Here is a 21518-nt window from a genome sequence, read left to right on the forward strand (position 1 = left end):
GCTCAAGTACTGACGACGAGAGACCCTTGGGGTACTCGGCGACATGCCTTGGGAAGTAGGCGAACCAAAGTGGGGAAACTGATCAGACGTTCGGCTCGCGTGGTTTAACCGCCGAGCATCCCTAAATGGTGGGTAAGCGACTGCTGTGCAGCGCTTGCCTGACTGAAAGCGTTTTAACTGGTTCCGCCAACTGGAGTCCCAAGCATGTCGATCAAGGTCGAAGACTACTACGCACCCGCTACTTTTCAGCGCATGAAGGCGTTCGCTGACACCCAGGAAACCCCGTTCGTGGTGATCGATACCGCGATCATCAGCCAGGCCTACGATGACCTGCGCGCCGGTTTCGACTTCGCCAAGGTGTATTACGCGGTCAAGGCCAACCCGGCGGTCGAGATCATCGACTTGCTCAAGGAAAAAGGCTCCAGCTTCGACATCGCCTCGATCTACGAGCTGGACAAGGTGATGGATCGTGGCGTCAGTGCCGACCGTATCAGCTACGGCAACACCATCAAGAAATCCAAGGACATTCGCTACTTCTATGAGAAGGGCGTGCGCCTGTTCGCCACCGACTCGGAAGCCGACCTGCGCAATATCGCCAAGGCCGCGCCGGGTGCGAAAGTCTATGTGCGCATCCTCACCGAAGGTTCGACCACGGCCGATTGGCCGCTGTCGCGCAAGTTTGGCTGCCAGACCGACATGGCCATGGACCTGCTGATCCTTGCCCGTGACCTGGGCCTGGTGCCGTACGGCATCTCCTTCCACGTCGGTTCGCAGCAGCGCGACATCTCGGTATGGGATGCGGCGATTGCCAAGGTCAAGGTGATCTTCGAGCGCCTGAAAGAAGAAGACGGCATCGTCCTCAAGCTGATCAACATGGGTGGCGGCTTCCCGGCCAACTACATCACCCGCACCAACAGCCTGGAAACCTACGCCGAGGAAATCATCCGTTTCCTTAAGGAAGACTTCGGCGACGACCTGCCGGAAATCATCCTGGAGCCGGGCCGCTCGCTGATCGCCAACGCCGGCATCCTGGTCAGCGAAGTGGTGCTGGTTGCACGCAAGTCGCGTACTGCCGTCGAGCGTTGGGTGTACGTGGACGTGGGCAAGTTCAGCGGCCTGATCGAAACCATGGACGAGTCGATCAAGTTCCCGATCTGGACCGAGAAGAAAGGCGAAGTGGAAGAGGTGGTGATCGCTGGCCCAACCTGCGACAGCGCCGACATCATGTACGAGAACTACAAATACGGCCTGCCGCTCAACCTGGCTATCGGCGACCGCCTGTACTGGCTGTCTACCGGCGCCTACACCACCAGCTACAGCGCGGTGGAATTCAACGGCTTCCCGCCGCTGAAGTCGTTCTACCTGTAACGCCTGCGCGTTACCGCTGGCCCAACAAGGCGCTCGTGCAAACGAGCGCCTTGTTTGTTTCTGCGGGCCATATTTTGCTTTGTCGCTGGCTTGGATCAATGGATTGCGCGCGCGGCGCTGTCATAGTGCGTCTCAGCTATTTAGAATCATTCGCAGTTGTTTGGCGGTGGGCGCTGAGGCGGCCGGTGAGGAGAGCGAGTCATGATGTTGAGCATTGCCGATGTGCTGACGCCCGAGCAGGTGCGCGAATGCCGTCAGGCCTTTGAACAGGCCAACTGGCAGGATGGCCGATTGACGGCAGGGCACCAAGCGATCAAGGCCAAGAGCAATCAGCAATTGCTGCAGGATGATCCGTTAGCGGTGCAGATTGGCGACTTTATTGTGCAGCGCCTGGGCAACCATCCGCAGTTCGTCTCAGCCGCCTTGCCGCTGAAGGTGTTGCCGCCGCGTTTCAACCGTTACAGCGGCGGTGGCACCTACGGTAATCATATTGATAACGCGATTTTCAGCGTGCCGGGCACGCCGCATCGGGTGCGCAGTGATCTGTCGGCCACGCTGTTTTTCAGTGAGCCGGATGAGTACGAGGGTGGCGAACTGGTGGTCGAGGACAGCTACGGCAGCCACCGCGTCAAGCTGCCTGCCGGGCATCTGGTGCTGTATCCCGGCAGCAGCCTGCACCGGGTTGAGCCGGTGTCCCGGGGGACACGCTATGCGGCGTTCTTCTGGATTCAGAGCCTGGTGCGCGATGACACCCAGCGCAGCCTATTGCTGGAGCTGGATCGGGCGATTCAGGCGCTGACCCTTGAGGTGCCGGAGAGTGCCGAGCTGGCGCGTTTGACCGGGGTTTATCACAACCTGCTGCGCCAGTGGGCCAATACATGACCGGTATGCCGCTGCCGAAACTGACGCAGATTCCGCCGAGCGTTGCCGCTGTGGCGGACTATGAACCCCTGGCCCGCGAGCGCATGAGCGCCCAGGCCTGGGCCTATATCGCCGGCGGTGCGGCCGATGAACTGACACTGGCGGAAAATCAGGCGGCGTTTCAGCGTATTCGCTTGCGCACGCGGGTGTTGGCCGATCTGAGTGGCGGCAATACCCATCTGCAGTTGTTCGGCCAGACCTTTGCGCACCCGATCTTTCTCGCGCCGGTGGCGTATCAGCAGTTGGCCCATGCCGACGGTGAGCTGGCTACGGTGCTGGCGGCCTCGGCGGTGCAGGCTGGCATGGTGCTCAGCACCCAGGCCAGTGTATCGCTCGAAGCGGTGGCCGAACAGGCGCACAACCCGTTGTGGTTTCAGCTGTATATCCAGGCGGATCGGGCCTTTACCGAGGCATTGGTCAAGCGCGCCGAAACCGCGGGGTATCAGGCGCTGGTGCTGACGGTGGATGCGCCGGTCAATGGCATGCGCAACCGCGAACAGCGCGCGGGTTTCTGCCTGCCCGAGGGCGTCGAGGCGGTCAATCTGCGCGGCATGCAGCCGTTGCATGAACGTGCGCCACCCAGTGGCGGCCTGTTGCTCGGTGGCGCGTTACTGGCGGCAGCGCCTGGCTGGGCGGATGTGCAATGGCTGCGCTCACTGACGCATCTGCCGATTCTGCTCAAGGGCGTGATGACTGCCGAAGATGCGCAGCGCGCGGTGGCCGAAGGCGTCGACGGTATCATCGTTTCCAACCATGGCGGGCGCACCCTTGATGGCCAGCCTGCAACCATCGAAGTGCTGGCGGACATCGCCGCCGCAGTGCAGGGGCACGTGCCGCTGCTGCTCGATGGCGGTATTCGCCGTGGCACGGATGTGTTCAAGGCCTTGGCCTTGGGCGCCGATGCCGTATTGGTCGGGCGGCCTTATATTTATGGCCTGGCTACTGCCGGGGCGAGCGGGGTGGCGCATGTGGTGCAGCTGCTGCGTGCTGAGTTGGAAGTGGCCATGACGCTGACTGGCTGCCGTGACCTGGCCAGTATTGGTGACCATTGTCTGCTGGATAAAAGCGTGCGCTGAACGGAACTAAGTACGAATAAAAGTGTAAATCTCTATTGATTGATATTGATTATCAAATAGAATCACGCCTCGTTTTGATCTGGGGGTGGTTCTTATGGGTATGGGTAAACAAGTCGGCAGCCTGCCGCAGCGTCGTGTTCTGGCTTCGGCCATTGGTCTGGTTATCGCGTCCTGGGCGGGTGCTGGTATGGCCGCTGAGCAAGCGCCACAAAAGGCCAAGACGCCGGTTGAGCTGGGCAGCGTAACGGTCAAGGGTCAGCAGGATGAAGGCTACAAGACCGAAGCTTCGTCCTCAGCCAAGTACGCTGTGCCGCTGCTCGATACCCCGCAGACCATCACCGTGGTGCCGCAGGCGTTGCTCAGGGAACAGCAGGCGTTGAGCATGAAACAGGTGCTGGCCAACGTCTCCGGCATCACCTTCAACGCTGGTGAGGGGGGCGGTGGTTCGGGCGACAGCATCAACATCCGCGGCTTCAGCGCTAACTCCAACATGCAGATCGACGGCCTGCGCGACAGCTCGCAGAACAACCGTACCGACACCTTCAATATCGACTCTGTAGAGGTCATCAAGGGCCCCAACTCGGTCTTTGGCGGCTCCGGCACCACCGGCGGCAGCATCAACCAGGTCAGCAAACAGCCGCGCCAGCGCGACTTCACCGAGATCGGTGCCAGTCTGGGTACTGACAGTTATCACCGCCTGACCTTGGATAGCAACCAGACCCTGGATGGCGTGGGCAGTGGCAGCGCGTTTCGCCTCAACCTGATGGCCCATGAGAACGATGTGCCGGGCCGTGATGATGTTGACCGCCAGCGCTGGGGCATCGCGCCTTCGTTGTTGCTGGGCCTGAGTGACTCTACGCGACTGACCCTCAGCTACTTCCATCAGACGGACGATAACCTGCCTGATTACGGTGTACCGGCAATCAACGGCAAGCGCCTGGCAGGTGTGGATCGCGAGAGCTTCTTTGGCTGGCGCAATCTAGATAAGGAAGAGATCGACAGCAATGCCTTCACCGTCAAGCTGGAACACGACTTCAATGACAGCCTGCGTTTGCAGAACCTGACTCGGTACTCGGAGATCCATCGCGACACGGTCATCTCTGCGTCGCACGTCAATCTGGATCGTCGTCGTACCGGTGGCCTTGGGCCAATCCTGGCGCCGGGTAAGTATCTACCGGCAGGCCCGCAAGCCTATGGTCGCGATGTCACCAGCAAAATGCTGATCAACCAGACCAACCTGACTGCCAACTTCGCCACCCTGGGCCTGGCGCATACCCTGGTTACCGGTGTTGAACTGTCGCGTGAGACCTATGACCGCACGACCTATTCCTATGGTCTGGTGTTCCCCGATACCGGCTATGACCTGAGTAATCCGCCAGGCCGCTGGAATGGTCCGACCAATAAGGCCGATAGCGCGAAGATCGAGACGCGCCTGCTTGACCGTGCGCTATACGCGTTCGATACCATCGCACTGAATGACTACTGGGACCTGAACCTCGGCCTACGTTACGACTGGGTGGACGGTGATGCCGATGATCACACCCTGGCGACCAATGCCCGCAGCTCTTTCAACTCCAGCGATGAGCATCTGAGCAAGCGCGCCGGCTTGACCTTCAAGCCGGCAGATAACGGACGTATCTACGTGGCTTATGGCGACTCGTTCAACCCGTCGGCCGAGAACCTGGCCACCAGCGGTGCAGGTCTTTCTGCGGCGACTGAAGACCTGGCGCCGGAAAAGAACAAAACCTGGGAGTTGGGTACCAAGTGGGAGTTTCTCGACAACCGCCTGGGGCTTGATGCCGCAGTATTCCGGGTAGAGAAGAGCAATGCCCGCGAAACCATGGTCGATGGTTCGACCCAACTGGCCGGCAAACAGCGCGTGCAGGGTGTTGAGTTGGGCGCCAGTGGGCGTATCAGCGATCAGTGGAATGTTTACGCCAACTACACCTTCCTCGACAGTGAAACGCTGGAGGCGGCCGACACCGCTGCAGGGATCGCGCGTGAAGGTCAGGCCCTGGCCAACACCCCGCCACGCTCGCTTAATCTGTGGACCACCTATGAGCTGCCGGCTGGCTGGCGCGTCGGTTACGGCGCTCGCTATGTCAGTGAGCGCAACCTCACCGCCTCCAACGATGGGGTCAAGCTGGATGCCTACTGGCTGCACAACGCCATGCTCGGTTACCAGGTCAACAAAGAGCTGGATCTTCAGCTGAATCTCAACAACCTGTTCGACAAGGAATATGTTGAGAGCGTGCGCACTCAAGTGGGTACCACCGCCGGTGCGGGCACCACGGCTGCACGTTCTTCGGCTGTTGAGTATGGCGCTGCGCGTTCGGCGGTACTGTCGGCGACTTACCGCTTCTAAGTGTGTGCTGGTGCTGCCTTCGGGTTGCACCGACAGAAACGTTTCACGCAAAACCCCGGCCACTGCCTGCAGTGGTCGGGGTTTTGTTTTGTGCAGGCTATATAACGAGGCTAAGCGGGATTTTGCCGGGATGCTCGGCTCTTGTTGTCGAGTCTTTGCCCCGCAATCGGAGGCAGTGCGGCTAAGGCCGCGGTATTGCGCAAGGGTTGGGTGGCGGCTAAACCAGCCGACCGGCTTGTCCTCAGTACAAATCCCGCCGATAGCGGCCGCTCTGGCTTAGCTGTTTCAGCTGCTCATCACCCAGCAGTTGGCGCAGGCAAGCGTCGACGTCGCGGCCCATGCCTTCGAGGCTGCCGCACAGGTAAATGGCGGCGCCGTCGGCCAGCCAGGCGTGCAGGGTGCTGGCGGCGTCGCACAGGGCGTCCTGCACGTAGTGCTGCGGGTTGCCGTCGCGCGAATAGGTGAGGTCGAGGCGTGCGAGGTGGCCGCTGTGTTGCCAGGCGCGTAGCTCGTCGATCAGCAGTGCGTCGTAGACAGCGTTACGTTCGCCGAACAGCAGCCAGTTGCGTGAGTGTGGATTGGCTTCGCGCTCCTGCAGGTGCGCGCGCAGGCCGGCAAGGCCGCTGCCGCTGCCGATCAGGATCAGTGGCGTGGCGGCGTCCGGGCCGTGGAAGCCGGGGTTGCGGCGGACGCGCAGATCAAGCGTACCGCCCACTGCGGCATGCTCACACAACCAGCCCGAGCCCAGGCCTGGGCTGCCATCGGCCTGAGATTGTAGGCGTACCAGCAGATCAAGCTGGCCGCTGTCGGGGCTGGAAGCAATCGAATATTCGCGGTGCGGCAGGGGCGTCAACTCAGCCAGCCATTGTTCTATGGCGTTTTTATCAGGTCGGGATGTGGGTAGATGCAGCGTGCTCAAGGCATCGCTTAGCAACTGGCCGTTAGCCAGGCGAGTGTGCGGCTCAAGCCCCAGTTGCTGCAGGCAATCGCTAACCCGTTGCGGGGCGTGGCGTGGGCCGATTTCGGCAATATCGCCGGCGCGCCAGTCGACTGCTGCCGTGCTGCTCAGGCTCAGGTGGAAGATCGGCGCACCGACACTGCCGGGGTTAAGGCAGTTACGCTGATCCAGTTGCCAGGGGTGGTAGTGCGCCGGCTGCCAGTCGACAAAATCGCTGTCGCCGCTGAGGTGGCCGAGCTGTTGCTGCCAGTGGCGCAGGGTGCCGGCGTCCAGGCAATCGACGCTGAGCAGGTCGAACAGCGGCTGCGCCTTGAGTGCCTGCAGGCGTTGTTGCAGGCGTTGGCCAAAGGCGCAGAACTGCGGGTAGCTGCTGTCGCCCAGGGCGAGGATGGCGAAGTGCAGCTGCGGCAGCGCGGGCTGGCTGAGCAGCATGTGCTCAAAGCGTGCGGCGTTGTCCGGTGCTTCGCCGTCGCCATAGGTGCTGACCACCAGTAGCAGGCGTTCGAGGGTTGCCAGCTGCGTGCTGCTCAACTGATTGAGGGTGATACAGCGCGCCGGCCTGCCGCTGGCGAGCAGTTGCGTGCAGCTGCGTTCGGCCAGCAACTGTGCTTGACCGCCCTGGCTGGCGTAGGCAATCAACAGTTCGCCAGCTTGGGCTGTGTGTGGGTGGCGGCGCTGCGGCCAGCAGTAGTGCAAGCACAGCGCGAGATAGGTAGCGCTGATCAGTGCGGCGCTGAGTTCGCGCGCCGGTTGCAGCCAAAGCAGCAGACCGGTCAGTAGCAGGCAGCTTGGCAGTGGCCAGTGGCGCAGAGGGGGGCGAAGCGCGGTAAAGGCGATCAAGGTGGGCTGACCAGCATCGGTGGCGTAGCCCGGATGCAATCCGGGATGGCCGTTGGAGATCATCCCCGGATTACATCCGGGCTACGGGTGCATCAGGGCGCCAGCACTTCCAGGGTCGCGCTGTAGGAGGCGCGACGTTCGGTGGCCGGGGCGCTGACGCCTTCGCTGGTTTTCAGCTCGGCTTCCAGCCAGTACATACCGGCGTTCGGCCAGGTGATGCTGATCTTGCCGTTGGCGTCGCTGGTGGTTTTGATCTCGCCCAGCTCATCGCGGTAGCGGTTGCCGCCGGGGATCACGCTGACTTCCACACCGGCGACCGGCTTGCCATCGAGCAGCAGGCTGAACTCGGCTGCTTCACCGGCGAACAGGTCGTTGGGGTGGGTGATCGGTGCCAGCTCCAGGCCGACACCGGTGGTTTTCAGCACGCCGGTGGTCGGGTTGCCGGAGGTGACGAAGACTTCCATGCGGCTGTTGTTCTGCGCCACGTTCAGCTCGGCTGCGCCTGTCGGCACCTGCTTGGCGAAATCTTCGGCCTTGCCCATCCAGCGCTTGTGTTCCTGGCCTTCTTTCCAGCTGGCGAACAGGCCGCTGTTGGCGATGGCCAGCTTGTAGGTGCCTTTCTGCGTCAGGTGCAGGTCGAAGGTGCTGCGGTAGCGGCCGATGCTGCCATTCTCTGCCTTGGCGGCGCTGCCGTCTGGAGCAAACAGCTGCAGCACCGCTGCTGGGCGTGGACGCATGCCGGGTGGGCCGCCGACAGGTGCGCTGTCGAGGTTGCCAATGCCCTGGATGCGCAGCGGGAAGTGCTCGAAGTAGAACAAGTCATTGGATACGGCCGCGTCCACGGTGACCCAGGGGTCTTCACCGGACAACACGGTGGCCGATGGCAGCATCCAGGCGCGATGGGCCTGGGCGGACAGCGGCAGGCAGATGGTCAGGGTCAGGGCGGTCCATTTTACCAGTGGGTGCATGGCGGTCTTCCTTAATAAGTGGGTGCTGAAGGTCAAGGCTTGAGTTGCAGGCTGATCTGGCCCAGCTCGCTACTGCCCTGGGCGCTGTGTTCGGCGGCTTGCTGCGGTGGCCAGGTGAAGGGCAGGCGCAACAGTTCGCGACCGCCGACTTCGCGGGCGGCTTCCACTACCAGGCGATACTCGCCAGGTGCCAGTTGCTTGAAGGGGGCGTCGGCGCTGCTGAAGCTCAGGCTGTGTTTGCCCACAGCGCGGGTTGCACCACTGATGCCATCGACCGGCATCTCCAGGCTACGGCCGCTGCGCCGCCACCACTGGCGCAGGTCTTTAAGCCACTTCTCGCCTTCCTTGTCCTTGAGCTTCTGGTCGTACCACACCGCCAGGTTGGCGACGTGCTGCTGGTCCGGTTGCTCCAGCCAGATGGCGATATAGGGGCGGTGGTACTCGGCCACCTGCAGGCGTGGAATTTCCACCTCAAGCTGCAACTCGGCAGCCAGAACGGGCGCGCTCAACAGGGCGCAGAGGGGCAGCAGCAAGCGTTTCGGCATCAGGACGTCCTTAGTGAATAAACAGCAAGGCCAGCAGAACGGGTAGCACCAGGCCAAGGCCGAGCATTGGCCAGGTGCTGGGGCGGTTACCGGCGTAGCGTTGCAGCAGCAACAGGCCGCTGAGGCAGAACACCAGGCTCAGTACGGCGAATGCATCGATAAACCAGGACCAGGCCGTACCGGTGTTGCGGCCCTTGTGCAGGTCATTCAGGTAGGCGATCCAGCCACGGTCGGTGGACTCGAACTCCAGCGCGCCGGACTCGATATTCAGGCTTAGCCAGGCATCGCCGCCGGGGCGCGGCAGGCCGATATACAACTCGCCATCCGACCATTCGGCGTCGCGTCCATCCAGACGAATCGCCAGTTCCGCTTCTAGCCACTGACGCAGATCCAGCGGTAATCCCTGGCTCGGCTGTTTGTCTTGCAACACGATCTGCAGAGCCTCGGGCAGTTGCGCCTGATGGCTGACAACCTGAGGTTTGGCCTCGATCTGCGCGGCATGGTTGAGGGTGATGCCGGTCACGGCAAACAGCAGCATGCCCGCCAGGCATAGCGCCGAGCTGATCCAATGCCATTGCCGTAGGGTGCCGAGCCAGGGGAAGCCGTTCATGGAATTCGCGTGAGAAGGAAACAGGAGGGCAATTCTATAAAGGTCTTGATGCAAATGGTAAATATTTACAAAGCCTATACGTTATCGATAAGCCTGAAGCTTTCGAGTTGGTCGTCAATACGATTGCTAATGCAACTAATTTGCAACTTATGTATTGTGCGCCGCCTAAACACTCGTCGCTCTCTAGCGCTTGCCCTGTGCTGACGGTCGCGGAATCGGTTAATCACGCAGCCATGCTCGTTAATGGCCGGTTGTTATTCGGGTTTTGAACATGCTGAAGAAAATCCTCTTCCAACTGCACTGGCTGCTCGGCATCAGTGCCGGGCTGGTGCTGGCGCTGATGGGCGTGACCGGAGCGGCCTATTCGTTTCAGGACGAATTGCTGCGCGCGTTTAACCCCGAGGTGTTGCAGGTTGAAGTGCGCGCCAGCGGCGTGCTGTCGCCTGACGTGCTGGTGCCGCGTATCGAGGCCGCCAGCCAGCAGCGCGTGGTGCGCCTGAATGTGGAAGCGGGTGCCGAGCGCGCCGGGCGAGTAGGCTTCGCACCGCCTGCGGGCGAGCGCCGTGGTGAATCACGCTATTTCGACCCCTACACGGGCGAGCTGTTGGGCGAACCGAGTGGCCAGGGCTTTTTCGACCTGATGGTGGATCTGCACCGCTTTCTTGCCATGGGCGAGTACGGTAAGCAGATCACCGCCGCCAGCACCCTGGCGCTGATTTTTTTCTGCCTCTCCGGCCTCTACCTGCGCTGGCCGCGTCAGGCCTTGAACTGGCGCGTTTGGCTAAGCCTGGACTGGGCCAAGCGCGGCCGTGCGTTCAATTGGGATCTGCATGCAGTGGCCGGCACCTGGTGTCTGGCGTTCTACCTGTGCGCGGCGCTGACCGGGCTGTATTGGTCCTACGATTGGTACCGCGAAGGGCTGACCGCGCTGCTCACCAGCGAGCCTGCTGGCGAGCAGCGCAATCGCGGCGGCCGGCCAGCTGCCGGGGCCGTGCCAGAGGTGAATTACCCGGCGCTCTGGGCCGGCCTGCAGCAGGCCGCCGGGCCGCAGCTGAGTGGCTACAGCCTGCGCTTGCCGGCCGCTGAGAAGCAGCCGGTGACGGTGTTCTATAGGCGTGAAGACGCGCCCCATGAGCGTGCCTTCAACTCGCTCAGCCTGGATGCCCAAAGCGGCGCGGTGAAGCAGCACAAACGCTATGACCAGCAGGCGTTTGGTGATCAGCTGCTGACCAGCATCTATGCCCTGCACGTGGGCAGTTACTTCGGCCTGCCCGGACGCATCCTGATGTTCCTCGCCAGCCTGAGCATGCCGTTGTTCGCCATCACCGGCTGGTCGCTGTACCTCGATCGTCGGCGCAAGAAGCGCGCAATGCTGCAGGCGCGCGGCGCGCTGCAGCCGAGCGCAGGGCCGGGCGAGGGCTGGTTGATTGGTTTTGCCAGCCAGAGCGGCTTTGCCGAGCAGCTGGCCTGGCAAACCGCCGGCCAGTTGCAGTCCGCCGGCCTGGCCGTCAGCGTGCAGCCCTTGGCTAAACTCAATGAACAGATGCTGCGCCAGGCGCACAACGCGCTGTTCGTGCTCAGCACCTTTGGCGACGGCGAGGCGCCGGACAGCGCGCGCGGCTTCGAGCGCAAGCTGCTCGGCCAAACTCTGGATCTTCCGAATCTGCGTTACGCCATGCTGGCCCTCGGTGACCGTCAGTATCAGCACTTCTGCGGTTTTGCCCTGCGGGTGCAGGATTGGCTGGCGCGGCAGGGCGCGCGCAGCCTGTTCGATGCGGTGCAGGTAGACGCCGCCGACACCACGGCGCTGGCCAGTTGGCAGCGTCGGCTCGGCGAACTGACCGGCGCCCAGCCGCTGCAGCAGAGCGAAACACCCTATGGCCTGTGGACGCTGACGCGCCGCGAACTGCTTAACCCCGGCAGCCAGGGCGCGCCGACCTATCTGCTGGCATTGCGCGCTGAACAGCCGAGCAACTGGAATGCCGGCGATATTCTCGAAGTGCCACCGCGCCACAACGCCGCTACCGTGCAGGCCTGGCTGCAAACCCATGCAGTGGACGGCAAGCAAACGGTCAGTCTCGACGGTCTGACGCAGTCGCTGCAGCAGGCGCTGCGCGGTAAACAGTTACCCGAGCCGTTCACCCATCTGGTTGGCTTGCATGCTCAAGCTCTGCTGGATGCGTTGGTGCCGTTGGCAGCGCGCGAATACTCCATCGCCTCCTTGCCCAGCGACGGCGAGCTCGAACTGATCGTTCGCCAGGAACGGCATGTAGACGGCTCGCTGGGCCTCGGCTCCGGCTGGCTGACCGAAGGCGCTGCGCTGCACGGCCAATTGCTGGCGCGGGTGCGGCGTAACAGCGCCTTCCATGTGCCGGACGATGCACGGCCGCTGATCCTGATCGGCAATGGCACCGGCCTGGCCGGGCTGCGCAGCCTGCTTAAGGCGCGGATCGTCGCGGGTCACACCGCTAACTGGCTGCTGTTCGGCGAGCGCAATGCCGCGCATGACTTCTATTGCCAGACGCAGCTGCAGGGCTGGCTGGCCAGCGGCGACCTGGCGTGGCTGGACCTGGCCTTCTCCCGCGATCAGGCCGCCAAGGTCTATGTGCAGGATCGTCTGCGTGAGTCCGCCGAGCAGCTGCATGAGTGGCTGGCCGAGGGCGCCGCACTCTACGTCTGCGGCAGCCTCGAGGGTATGGCCGCCGGGGTGGATCAAGTGCTGCACGAGCTACTGGGCGAAGCCGCAGTCAACACACTGCGCGAAGAGGGCCGTTATCGCCGCGACGTGTATTGAGATGTAGCCTGGATAAGCGCAGCGCAATCCGGGGGGGATGTCGTCCCGGATTGCGCCAAGGCTTATCCAGTCTACGGGCCGGCCGAAAATACTGCGAGCATGGGCTATGTGCCCCTGCCGTTCCTGCGAGATAGCCATGAGCAATGAAATTCGCGGTTGGCGAGAAGGTGGCCGCGGATTGCATTCAGACTGGTAGCGCTCCATCTGTGGCTCTAAGCTGACGGGCATGAAAACAATCCAGCTCAACTGCGACATGGGTGAAAGCTTCGGCGTATGGCGCATGGGCGATGACGTGCATGCCATGCCGCTGATTGATCAGGCCAATCTGGCGTGTGGCTTTCATGCCTCCGACCCCCTGACTATGCAACGCACCGTCGCCCTGGCGGTGCAGCATGGGGTGAGCATTGGTGCGCACCCTGCCTATCCTGATCTGCTCGGTTTCGGCCGGCGGCATATCGCCTGCTCGCCAGAGGAGGTCACCGCGCTGGTGCTGTATCAGCTCGGCGCGCTGGAGGCCTTTTGCCGCGCGGCCGGCACCCAGCTGGCCTACGTCAAACCGCATGGCGCGTTGTACAACGACCTGGTGCGTGACGATGCGCTGTTGAGTGCGGTGCTGGAGGCCTGCGCCAGTTACCGCAAGGGCTTGCCGCTGATGGTGCTGGCGCTGGCCGACAACAGCCGCGAGCTGCGCCTGGCCGATGCTGTGGATGTGCCGTTGATGTTCGAGGCCTTTGCTGACCGCGCCTATCTGGCCGATGGTCAGTTGGCGCCCCGGCGTTTGAGCGGCGCGGTGCACCATGATCCGCAGCGGATTTTCCAGCAGGCCCTGGCGATTGCCCGCGGTGAGCCGTTTGCCGATATCGATGGCAAGCCGCTGCAGCTGCGCGCCGACAGCCTGTGCGTGCATGGCGATAACGCCGACTCCCTGGCCGTGCTGCGGCGTTTGCGGGCCAGCCTGGACACTCTATGATCCGCCTCGAACCGGCCGGTGCCGAAGCGCTGCTGCTGGTGCTGGCCGAACAGCCGGATGCGCAGCTGCCGCAGCGTATCGCCGTGCTGGCCGAGCGCATCCGTAGCGAGCTGGACGAGGACCTCACCGACCTGGTGCCGGGTTGGACCAGCCTGCTGTTGCACTATGACCTGACGCGTACCGATCACCTGGAGCTGGCCGAGCGGCTCAAACCGCTGCTGGAGCGCTGGCTGGCCGAGCCCTTTGTCGCGCAGGCCGGGCGGCTGCATGACATCCCCATTTGGTATAACGGTGAAGACCTCGCCGAGGTCGCGCGCTTGTGTCAGCTTAGTGTCGCTCAGGTGATCGAACTGCATGCGGCGACTGAGTACCGCGTTGGCGCGATTGGTTTTGCTCCGGGGTTTGCCTACCTCGGTGAGCTGGACGCGCGCCTGGCCTTGCCGCGCCGCGCGACCCCGCGTATCGCCGTGCCGGCCGGTAGCCTGGCGATTGCCGAGCGGCAGACGGCGATCTACCCGCACAGCTCGCCCGGTGGTTGGCACCTGATTGGTCGTTGCCCCTGGTCGCTGTTCGACGCCGCGCGAACGCCGCCATGCCCGCTGGTGCTGGGTGATCGGGTGCGTTTTCGCAGCATCGATGAGCGCGACTATATCCGCGAAGGCGGTCAGTTATGAGCGGCCTGCGGGTGCTCAAGCCAGGGCCGCAGAGCCTGCTGCAGGATGCCGGGCGGTTGGGCTGGCAACACCTTGGCGTATCGCCAGCCGGGCCGCTGGATTGGCATGGCGCGGCCTGGGCCAATCATCTGCTGAACAATCCCTGGGGCACGCCGCTGCTGGAAATCGCCCTGGGCGGCGTCGAGCTGCAGGCCGAGGTCGACACCTGGGTGGCGCTGTGCGGCGCGCAGGTGCCGCTGAGCCTGGATGATCAGCCGCAGCCGTTGTGGACGCGTTTGCCATTGCGCAAAGGCCAGCAGTTGCGCCTGGGCTTTGCCCGCAGCGGCCAGCGCGCCTACCTGGCGGTGGCCGGCGGCTTTATTGCCGCACCGGTTCTGGGCAGCGTCAGCGTGCAGCTGCGCGAAGGGCTGGGTCAGGCGGTGCAGGCGGGAGGTCTACTGGCCTGCCGGCCCGCGCATTTCACTCACGGCGTCAGCGTGCCCTGGCCCTATCTGCCGGATTACGCCTGCAAACCCTTGCTGCGGGTGATTACCGGCGGCGATGCGGCGAGTTTCGAGGAAGACCAGTTGCAGGGCTTTTTCGCCCAGACCTGGCAGCTCAGCCCGCACTCCGACCGCATGGGCGCGCGGCTGCTCGGCGAGGCCATGCAGCCGCCCGTGCGGCAGTGGTCATTGGGGGTTGGTCGGGGAGCGATTCAGGTGCCGCCGGATGGTCAGCCGATCATCCTGCAGGCCGATCACCAGAGCATGGGCGGTTATCCGCTGCTCGGCTGGCTGCACCCGCTCGATCAAGGCCGTCTGGCGCAGTGCCCGGCGCACCATCCGCTGCGTTTCACCCCGGTCAGCATCGGCGACGCGCAGGCTGAGCTGCGCGAGTTCTACCGCTTCTTTCGTCGGATATAGGCGCTTTTGTGGTGGGTTAGCAGCGCATGACCGCGATGTGGAAGCCTATGCGGGGCTGGAGCGCGGCGTAACCCACCAAGCGGTAGTCGGCCTTTCAACCGTCTGGTGGGTTACGGCGCAACGGGCAACGCAGCAGCTTATAGCCTACGGGTGTGCGCAATCCCCATGGATGGGGTGAATGCCGCAAGCCCGCCGGGAGCGGGCGCGGCCTAACCCACCCTACGAGTAGCGGGGTGCGCAGGTTGCTACAGTGTTTTGGCCATACGGCTGGCCAGCAGCGCCCAGGCAAATAACAGCAGGCAGATGATCAACATCGGCCAGCCGCGCCAGTACAGGTAAGGCGTGAGCCCTTGCATCGGTTGCACCTGGCCATACAGCACCGCCTGCTCAAACTGCGGCAGTTGCGTGGTGATCTGGCCTTGTGGGTCGATCAGCGCGGTGACGCCGTTGTTGGTCGCGCGGATCATCCAGCGCCCGGCTTCCAGAGCGCGCATCTGCGCCATTTGTAGGTGCTGCAGCGGGCCGATGGAGCGGCCAAACCAGGTGTCGTTGCTGATGGTCAGCAGCAGGTCACTCTGCGCGGCCAGGCCAGCGGAGAACTCCGGGTAGACCACTTCGTAGCAGATAAACGCGGCAATCGAATGGCCCTTGGCCTGCAGCAGGCTCTGCTCGGCGGAGCCACGGGCGAAGTCGGACATCGGCAGGTCGAAGAAGGCGATCAGCCCGCGCAGCACGTCCTGCAGCGGCACGTATTCACCGAACGGCACCAGCTTCTGCTTGAGGTAATCGCCGCTGCCCTGGCCAACCACGCTGATGCCGTTGTAGTAGCGTTGTTCGCCGCGCTCGTTGCTTTGGCGAATCGGCACGCCAGTAATTAGCGCGGCATTGCGCTCGTTGGCGAAGCGATTGATGACACCCAGATAGCCCTGGGCGCGGTCCTTGAGCACCGGAATGGCGGTTTCCGGCCAGACGATCAGGTCGGTCGGCTTGGCGCTGAAGGTCATGTCGCGGTACAGCGCGAGCTGCGCGTTGAGCTGCTCGGGGTCCCACTTCATGTTCTGTTCGATATTGCCCTGCATGGCCGACACGCTCAGCGGTTCGCCCAATGGCTGGGTCCAGGCGTGATTCTTGAGGGCGATGCCGGCGATCCACGGGGCGATTAGCAGCACAACGCCGATGGCGAGAAACGCCTTGCGCGCTCGCAGTTGCGCCAGGTTCACCAGCAGCGCGGCGCTTAGCGCCAGGACAAATGACAGCAGCCACACACCGCCCACCGGGGCCAGGCCGGCCAGCGGGCCATCCAGCTGGCTGTAACCGGCATACAGCCAGGGGAAACCGGTGAGAAACCAGCTGCGGAAGGCTTCCTGCGCCAGCCACAGGGCGGCGAAGGCCAATGCGTCGGCCAGCGGCGCTTCGACCCGGCGTAGCCAGCGCGTCCAGACCCAGGCGCTAAGGGCGAACAGCAGACCGAGCCCACCGACAAACAGCAGGGTCAGGAAGACTGCCAGGGGCGGCGAGGCCGCGCCGTAATCGTGGATGCTCACATACACCCAACTGGTGCCGGCGGCGAATACGCCAAAGCCATAACTCCAGCCACGCAGCACCGCCTGACGCGGCGTAAGGTCACGCAAACCGAGGTAGAACAGGGCGATGGAGAGGGTGGCCAGCGGCCACAGGTCATAAGGCGCCAGCGCCAGCGGGGTGATAGCGCCTGCCAGCAGCGCGATCAGGTTGCCGGGCCAGCCAGGTCGGGTTATCCAGTGCATTGCATGCAGGTCCTTGGATTGAGGTGGCGCAAGGGTAAAGCGGCAGAGCAGGCGGGGGAAGTGTTGCGAGCTGGCCACCGTTTCAGGTGGCCAGCGTATGTCAGTTACTAACCGGGCTCAGGCGCAGCAGGTGGATACGGCGGCTGTCGGCATTGAGTACGCGGAAGCGGAATTCGCCGATCTGGGTGACTTCGTTGCGCTTGGGCAGGTGGCCGAAGGCGCTCATCACCAGACCGCCGACGGTGTCGAATTCGTCATCGGAGAACTCGGTATCGAAGGCTTCGTTGAAGCTGTCAATCGGCGTCAGCGCCTTGACCAGAAAATCGCCGGAGGGCAGCGGTTTGACGTAGCTGTCTTCTTCCACGTCGTGTTCGTCTTCGATATCACCGACGATCTGCTCCAGCACGTCCTCGATGGTTACCAGGCCGGCAACGCCGCCGTACTCATCGATCACCACGGCCATGTGGTTGTGATTGGCGCGGAATTCACGCAGCAGCACGTTAAGGCGCTTGGACTCGGGCACAAAGGTGGCCGGGCGCAGCAGGTCCTTGATGTTGAAGTTGGGCTGTTCGCCCGAGAGGATCAGCGGCAGCAGATCCTTGGCCAGGAGGATGCCGACCACATCGTCGAGGCTTTCGCCCACCACGGGGTAGCGCGAGTGCGCGGCTTCGATGATCGAGGGCAGGAATTCCTTGGGCGTCTGGTTGGCCTTGATGCTCATCATCTGTGAGCGCGGCACCATAATGTCGCGAACTTGCAGGTCGGCGACCTGAATTGCACCTTCAACGATGGCCAGTGCTTCGCTGTCGAGCAGCTTGTTCTGATGCGCTTCGCGCAGCACTTCCAGCAATTCCTTGCGGTTTTTCGGCTCATGAGCAAAAGCCTGGGTCAGTCTGTTAAACCAGGACTTCTGCTCGTTGCTCGATCGGTCTTCGCTCATGGTGGTTACTCAGGAACCTTTTGTAATTTCAGTTGGGCTTCTATTTAGAGGGTACTTACAAACGTAGCGAGCGATGGCCAGGCAAGGCGCGCTCAGTCGAAAAGCGGAGTGTACGAGTTGTACATGAGCATTTGAGACTGAGTGCAACGCAGTATGGCCGAGCGCAGTAGTTTGTAGGTGCCCTCTTATTCGTGGTCGGCGTAGGGGTCGGGGTGACCCAATTCGGCGAGCAATTCTCGTTCCAGCGCTTCCATCTCTTCGGCCTCTTCATCCTCGATGTGGTCGTAGCCGAGCAGGTGCAGGCAGCCGTGGATCACCAGGTGCGCCCAGTGCGCTTCGCTGGTTTTCGCTTGTTCCTGGGCTTCGCGTTCAACCACCGGCACGCAGATCACCAGATCACCGAGCAGTGGGATGTCCAGCATTTCATCAGGTACATCGGCAGGGAAGGATAGTACGTTGGTGGCGTAATCTTTATGCCGCCAGGTGTGATTGAGCTCGCGGCCTTCGGCTTCATCGACCAGGCGGATGGTCAGCTCGGAGTCGGCGCTGCGCTGGCGCAGGGCAATCGCGCACCAGGTGCGCAACTGCGCCTCGCTCGGCAGGTTGGCGGCGTCGCTGGCGATCTGCAGGTCAAGCTCAAGCATTGCGCTCATCCTGCTCGTCATCCAGTTTGCCGTGCATGCGGTTGTCGTAGCGCTCGTAGGCTTCGACGATGCGCTGCACCAGTGGGTGGCGCACCACGTCCTTGGGCTTGAAGTGGGTGAAGCTGATGCCGGGGACGTCACGCAGCACGTCGATGACGTGGGTCAAGCCGCTTTTGGTGCCGCGCGGCAGATCGACCTGGGTAATATCACCGGTAATCACTGCGGTGGAACCGAAGCCGATGCGGGTAAGGAACATCTTCATCTGTTCCAGGGTGGTGTTCTGGCTTTCGTCGAGGATGATAAAGCTGTTGTTCAGTGTGCGGCCGCGCATATAGGCCAGTGGCGCGACTTCAATCACCTGTTTTTCGATCAGCTTGGCCACCTGCTCGAAGCCGAGCATCTCATACAGTGCGTCGTACAGCGGGCGCAGATAGGGGTCGATCTTCTGCGACAGGTCGCCGGGGAGGAAACCGAGTTTCTCGCCAGCCTCTACCGCCGGACGCACCAGCAGGATGCGGCGGATCTGCTCGCGCTCCAGGGCATCCACGGCGCAGGCCACGGCTAGGTAGGTTTTGCCGGTACCGGCCGGGCCAACGCCGAAGTTGATGTCGTGGTCGAGAATGGCTTTGACGTAGCGCTGCTGGTTGGCCCCGCGTGGACGAATCATGCCCTTGCGGGTGCGCAGGGCGACGCTGGCTTCGACGGTCGGGTTGCTCATTTCCTCGATGCCGGACTCCTGCAGAAACAGGTGCACCAGGTCGGGCGACAGTTCGGTGTTTTCGGCTTCGCGGTAGAGGCGGCGCAGTAGCTGCTCGGCAGCGCGGGTCTGACCGGCGGTGCCGACCAGTTCGAACTGGTTGCCGCGGTTGCGCAATTCGATGCTCAGGCGCGCCTCGATCAGGCGCAGGTGCTCATCAAATTGGCCGCACAGGTTAGCGAAGCGGCGAGCCTCAAAGGGTTCAAGGATAAAGCGGAGTGGTTCTATGGGTGCGTTCAAGGTCGTGTGATGGCCGCCAGTCGGCTGGGGTAGTGAAACGAAGAATAGCGCTAGCGGCCGCGAGGGGGAAGCTCGGGCCGCCAGCAATCTGTTGCAGAGCCGTTCGCGTAGGGTGGATGACGCCTCACCCATCCACCAATCACGCAGCCATGGTGGATGTAAAAAACGACATCCACCCTACAGCAAAGTGCCGCGCAGCGAGTTGGGCATGGCTTCGTCGATATGCACATCGACAAACTGACCGATCAGGCGCGGGTTATCGCTGCGGAAGTTGACCACCCGATTGCTCTCGGTACGGCCCTGGAGCATGCCGGGGTCCTTTTTCGAGTAATCGTTAACCAGGATGCGCTGCACGGTGCCGGCCATACGTCGGCTGTTCTCAAAACCCTGCTGGGTGATGCGGTGTTGCAGCAGCGCGAGGCGCTGTTTTTTCAGCTCCAGCGGCGTGTCGTCTGGCAGGTCCGCCGCAGGGGTGCCGGGGCGCGAGCTGTAGACGAAGGAGTAGCAGAAGTCGAAACCGACATCCTCGACCAGCTTCATGGTCTGCTCGAAGTCTTTCTCGGTTTCCCCGGGGAAACCGACGATAAAGTCCGAGCTGATCAGGATGTCCGGCACGGCGGCGCGCAGCTTGCGGATGCGCGACTTGTATTCCAGCGCGGTGTGGTTGCGCTTCATCGCCGCGAGAATGCGGTCGGAGCCCGATTGCACTGGCAGGTGCAGGTACTTCACCAGCTCGGGGATCTCGGCGTGGGCCTGGATCAGTGCGTCGGAGAATTCCAGCGGATGGCTGGTGGTGTAGCGGATACGGTCGATGCCATCGATGGCGGCGACGGCATACAGCAGCTCGGCAAAATCAGCGATCTGCCCGTTCTGGGTCGCGCCACGGTAGCCGTTGACGTTCTGCCCGAGCAGGGTGATTTCGCGCACGCCGTGTTCGGCCAGGTGGATGATTTCACCCAGCACATCGGCCATGGGCCTGCTGACTTCTTCGCCACGGGTATAAGGCACCACGCAGAAGGTGCAGTACTTGCTGCAGCCTTCCATCACCGACACATAGGCGCTGGGGCCATCGACGCGCGGCTCGGGCAGGCGGTCGAACTTCTCGATCTCGGGGAAGCTGATGTCGACCTGGGCGATCTTGGTGGTGCGCGCGGCGTCGATCATTTCCGGCAGGCGGTGCAGCGTTTGCGGGCCGAAGACCACGTCGACGTAGGGCGCGCGATCACGAATCGCCGCGCCTTCCTGGCTGGCTACGCAGCCACCGACGCCAATCACCAGGTCGGGGTTGGCAATCTTCAGCTTTTGCCAGCGGCCGAGTTGTGAGAACACCTTGTCCTGGGCTTTTTCACGGATCGAGCAGGTGTTGAGCAGGATGATGTCAGCGTCTGCGGCCTTCTCGGTGACTTCCAGGGCTTGATGTTCGCCCAGCAGGTCGATCATGCGCGAGCTGTCGTACTCGTTCATCTGGCAACCGTGGGTTTCGATATAAAGCTTCTTGGTCATGCGCGCTCAAAAAGGGTGATTCGAAGAACCGCGTATTATAGAGGCCGAAGGCTCGGGTTCCTAGCGTTGGCTGCTAGGCGGCTATGCTATGATCCGCGCCCTTTCAATTAACCCCTCGGTACGAACTGCATAGCCATGAGCAAGCGCGAACCCATCTACAAGGTGATTTTCCTCAACCAGGGTCAGGTGTACGAGATGTACGCCAAGCAGATTTTTCAAAGCGATCTGTGGGGCTTTCTGGAAGTGGAGGAGTTCGTCTTTGGCGAGCGCACCCAAGTGGTGGTCGATCCCAGCGAGGAAAAGCTCAAGGCGCAGTTTGACGGTGTGGTGCGCAGCTTTATCCCCATGCACGCGATCATCCGCATCGACGAAGTCGAGCGCCTGGGCACGCCGAAGATCAGCGAGGCCAAGGGCGGCGGCAATGTGATGCCGTTTCCTATGCCCATGCCGGATAAGTAAGCAGTCGGCATACGATCTGCTGCGCGTCGGCCCTGCTGCGTTGAAAACAGACTCGGGAATGCTCATGTACAAAAGTACACTCCGCTTCCTCGCCTGTTTTCGCCTTGCAGGGCTCTAGCTCGCGAGATATTACGCAGCGTCTAAGCGTGTTAGATGGGTTGTATCAGGGCAGCGGGGCAAACGGCGAGGTGAAGGTGTCGGCGTTCTGCAGTTCCAGC

General features: G+C 62.5%; 18 protein-coding genes. 9 read left to right on the plus strand and 9 right to left on the minus strand.

The features are described from left to right. Positions 1–204 precede the first annotated feature (204 nt). The 4 genes from Q8M42_RS02825 to Q8M42_RS02840 all read left to right on the plus strand — a co-directional run bounded on the left by Q8M42_RS02825 (position 205) and on the right by Q8M42_RS02840 (position 5730). The gene (locus Q8M42_RS02825) at positions 205–1368 is read left to right on the plus strand and encodes a type III PLP-dependent enzyme (RefSeq protein WP_304866686.1); all 1164 of its coding nucleotides are present in this window, start codon (positions 205–207) and stop codon (positions 1366–1368) included. 201 nt (positions 1369–1569) lie between these two features. Further along, entirely contained in the window at positions 1570–2250 is a 681-nt protein-coding gene (locus tag Q8M42_RS02830) for a Fe2+-dependent dioxygenase (protein WP_304866683.1), read from the plus strand. Positions 2251–2255: 5 nt separating this feature from the next. After that, entirely contained in the window at positions 2256–3365 is a 1110-nt protein-coding gene (locus tag Q8M42_RS02835) for an alpha-hydroxy acid oxidase (RefSeq protein ID WP_304866786.1), read from the plus strand. 100 nt (positions 3366–3465) lie between these two features. Next, positions 3466–5730, plus strand: a complete 2265-nt coding sequence (locus Q8M42_RS02840) for a TonB-dependent siderophore receptor (RefSeq protein ID WP_304866783.1) — start codon at positions 3466–3468, stop codon at positions 5728–5730. A gap of 241 nt (positions 5731–5971) precedes the next feature. On the opposite strand, the gene Q8M42_RS02845 is transcribed toward Q8M42_RS02840, so the two are convergent. From Q8M42_RS02845 to Q8M42_RS02860, 4 genes are read right to left on the minus strand one after another with little or no spacing between them, the layout of a single operon-like run. Continuing rightward, positions 5972–7591: a sulfite reductase subunit alpha gene (locus Q8M42_RS02845; protein WP_304866680.1), complete on the minus strand. Its 1620-nt coding sequence runs from the start codon at positions 7589–7591 to the stop codon at positions 5972–5974. 29 nt (positions 7592–7620) lie between these two features. Then, on the minus strand, positions 7621–8496 hold the full coding sequence (locus Q8M42_RS02850; RefSeq protein WP_304866678.1) for a DUF4198 domain-containing protein: 876 nt from the start codon (positions 8494–8496) through the stop codon (positions 7621–7623). Positions 8497–8528: 32 nt separating this feature from the next. Next, positions 8529–9041 carry a DUF2271 domain-containing protein gene (locus Q8M42_RS02855; RefSeq protein WP_304866675.1) on the minus strand — a complete coding sequence of 171 codons (513 nt, stop codon included), beginning with the start codon at positions 9039–9041 and terminating at the stop codon, positions 8529–8531. Positions 9042–9051: 10 nt separating this feature from the next. After that, on the minus strand, positions 9052–9651 hold the full coding sequence (locus Q8M42_RS02860; RefSeq protein ID WP_304866673.1) for a PepSY-associated TM helix domain-containing protein: 600 nt from the start codon (positions 9649–9651) through the stop codon (positions 9052–9054). A 271-nt stretch (positions 9652–9922) separates the two neighbouring features. Between Q8M42_RS02860 and Q8M42_RS02865 the strand changes: the two genes are divergently transcribed. The 4 genes from Q8M42_RS02865 (at position 9923) to Q8M42_RS02880 (ending at position 14991) form a co-directional block, all read left to right on the plus strand. Continuing rightward, on the plus strand, positions 9923–12445 hold the full coding sequence (locus Q8M42_RS02865; protein WP_304866670.1) for a sulfite reductase flavoprotein subunit alpha: 2523 nt from the start codon (positions 9923–9925) through the stop codon (positions 12443–12445). 226 nt (positions 12446–12671) lie between these two features. After that, a complete protein-coding gene (locus Q8M42_RS02870) occupies positions 12672–13415 on the plus strand; it encodes a 5-oxoprolinase subunit PxpA (protein WP_304866667.1) in 744 nt (247 codons plus the stop codon). Next, positions 13412–14089 (plus strand): 5-oxoprolinase subunit PxpB, encoded by a 678-nt coding sequence (gene pxpB, locus Q8M42_RS02875; RefSeq protein WP_304866664.1) that lies wholly within the window; start codon positions 13412–13414, stop codon positions 14087–14089. The genes Q8M42_RS02870 and pxpB overlap by 4 nt, the downstream gene beginning before the upstream one ends. Then, positions 14086–14991, plus strand: coding sequence for a biotin-dependent carboxyltransferase family protein (locus Q8M42_RS02880; protein ID WP_304866662.1), 906 nt, complete (start codon positions 14086–14088; stop codon positions 14989–14991). Before pxpB ends, Q8M42_RS02880 begins: the two co-directional genes overlap by 4 nt. A 245-nt stretch (positions 14992–15236) precedes the next feature. Here the strand turns inward: Q8M42_RS02880 and lnt are convergent, their stop codons facing one another. From lnt to miaB, 5 genes are all read right to left on the minus strand, one after another. After that, entirely contained in the window at positions 15237–16757 is a 1521-nt protein-coding gene (lnt, locus tag Q8M42_RS02885; protein WP_304866659.1) for an apolipoprotein N-acyltransferase, read from the minus strand. Between the two features lie 100 nt (positions 16758–16857). Beyond that, the gene (locus Q8M42_RS02890; protein WP_304866656.1) at positions 16858–17697 is read right to left on the minus strand and encodes an HlyC/CorC family transporter; all 840 of its coding nucleotides are present in this window, start codon (positions 17695–17697) and stop codon (positions 16858–16860) included. A gap of 185 nt (positions 17698–17882) precedes the next feature. Then, positions 17883–18341: an rRNA maturation RNase YbeY gene (ybeY, locus tag Q8M42_RS02895; RefSeq protein ID WP_304866654.1), complete on the minus strand. Its 459-nt coding sequence runs from the start codon at positions 18339–18341 to the stop codon at positions 17883–17885. Further along, complete coding sequence (locus Q8M42_RS02900) at positions 18334–19338, minus strand: PhoH family protein (RefSeq protein ID WP_304866651.1); 1005 nt, start codon at positions 19336–19338, stop codon at positions 18334–18336. Before Q8M42_RS02900 ends, ybeY begins: the two co-directional genes overlap by 8 nt. Positions 19339–19515: 177 nt before the next feature. Continuing rightward, entirely contained in the window at positions 19516–20841 is a 1326-nt protein-coding gene (miaB, locus tag Q8M42_RS02905; protein ID WP_304866648.1) for a tRNA (N6-isopentenyl adenosine(37)-C2)-methylthiotransferase MiaB, read from the minus strand. A gap of 135 nt (positions 20842–20976) precedes the next feature. Here miaB and Q8M42_RS02910 point away from each other — a divergent pair, with 135 nt between their 5' ends. Beyond that, positions 20977–21300, plus strand: a complete 324-nt coding sequence (locus Q8M42_RS02910) for a DUF1820 family protein (protein WP_090249225.1) — start codon at positions 20977–20979, stop codon at positions 21298–21300. The last annotated feature ends 218 nt before the right edge of the window (positions 21301–21518 follow it).

The sequence above is a fragment of the Pseudomonas sp. genome (assembly GCF_030684895.1).
In the GTDB taxonomy this organism is placed as follows: domain Bacteria; phylum Pseudomonadota; class Gammaproteobacteria; order Pseudomonadales; family Pseudomonadaceae; genus Aquipseudomonas.

What these genes read in the sequence shown, in the direction of transcription:
- Q8M42_RS02860 (WP_304866673.1), bottom strand. Translation starts at nt 9,651, where the DNA reads ATGAACGGCTTCCCCTGGCTCGGCACCCTACGGCAATGGCATTGGATC.
- Q8M42_RS02830 (WP_304866683.1), top strand. Translation starts at nt 1,570, where the DNA reads ATGATGTTGAGCATTGCCGATGTGCTGACGCCCGAGCAGGTGCGCGAA.
- Q8M42_RS02835 (WP_304866786.1), top strand. Translation starts at nt 2,256, where the DNA reads ATGCCGCTGCCGAAACTGACGCAGATTCCGCCGAGCGTTGCCGCTGTG.
- Q8M42_RS02865 (WP_304866670.1), top strand. Translation starts at nt 9,923, where the DNA reads ATGCTGAAGAAAATCCTCTTCCAACTGCACTGGCTGCTCGGCATCAGT.
- lnt (WP_304866659.1), bottom strand. Translation starts at nt 16,757, where the DNA reads ATGCACTGGATAACCCGACCTGGCTGGCCCGGCAACCTGATCGCGCTG.
- Q8M42_RS02870 (WP_304866667.1), top strand. Translation starts at nt 12,672, where the DNA reads ATGAAAACAATCCAGCTCAACTGCGACATGGGTGAAAGCTTCGGCGTA.
- Q8M42_RS02825 (WP_304866686.1), top strand. Translation starts at nt 205, where the DNA reads ATGTCGATCAAGGTCGAAGACTACTACGCACCCGCTACTTTTCAGCGC.
- Q8M42_RS02840 (WP_304866783.1), top strand. Translation starts at nt 3,466, where the DNA reads ATGGGTAAACAAGTCGGCAGCCTGCCGCAGCGTCGTGTTCTGGCTTCG.
- Q8M42_RS02855 (WP_304866675.1), bottom strand. Translation starts at nt 9,041, where the DNA reads ATGCCGAAACGCTTGCTGCTGCCCCTCTGCGCCCTGTTGAGCGCGCCC.
- Q8M42_RS02910 (WP_090249225.1), top strand. Translation starts at nt 20,977, where the DNA reads ATGAGCAAGCGCGAACCCATCTACAAGGTGATTTTCCTCAACCAGGGT.
- Q8M42_RS02880 (WP_304866662.1), top strand. Translation starts at nt 14,086, where the DNA reads ATGAGCGGCCTGCGGGTGCTCAAGCCAGGGCCGCAGAGCCTGCTGCAG.
- miaB (WP_304866648.1), bottom strand. Translation starts at nt 20,841, where the DNA reads ATGACCAAGAAGCTTTATATCGAAACCCACGGTTGCCAGATGAACGAG.
- pxpB (WP_304866664.1), top strand. Translation starts at nt 13,412, where the DNA reads ATGATCCGCCTCGAACCGGCCGGTGCCGAAGCGCTGCTGCTGGTGCTG.
- ybeY (WP_304866654.1), bottom strand. Translation starts at nt 18,341, where the DNA reads ATGCTTGAGCTTGACCTGCAGATCGCCAGCGACGCCGCCAACCTGCCG.
- Q8M42_RS02890 (WP_304866656.1), bottom strand. Translation starts at nt 17,697, where the DNA reads ATGAGCGAAGACCGATCGAGCAACGAGCAGAAGTCCTGGTTTAACAGA.
- Q8M42_RS02845 (WP_304866680.1), bottom strand. Translation starts at nt 7,591, where the DNA reads ATGATCTCCAACGGCCATCCCGGATTGCATCCGGGCTACGCCACCGAT.
- Q8M42_RS02850 (WP_304866678.1), bottom strand. Translation starts at nt 8,496, where the DNA reads ATGCACCCACTGGTAAAATGGACCGCCCTGACCCTGACCATCTGCCTG.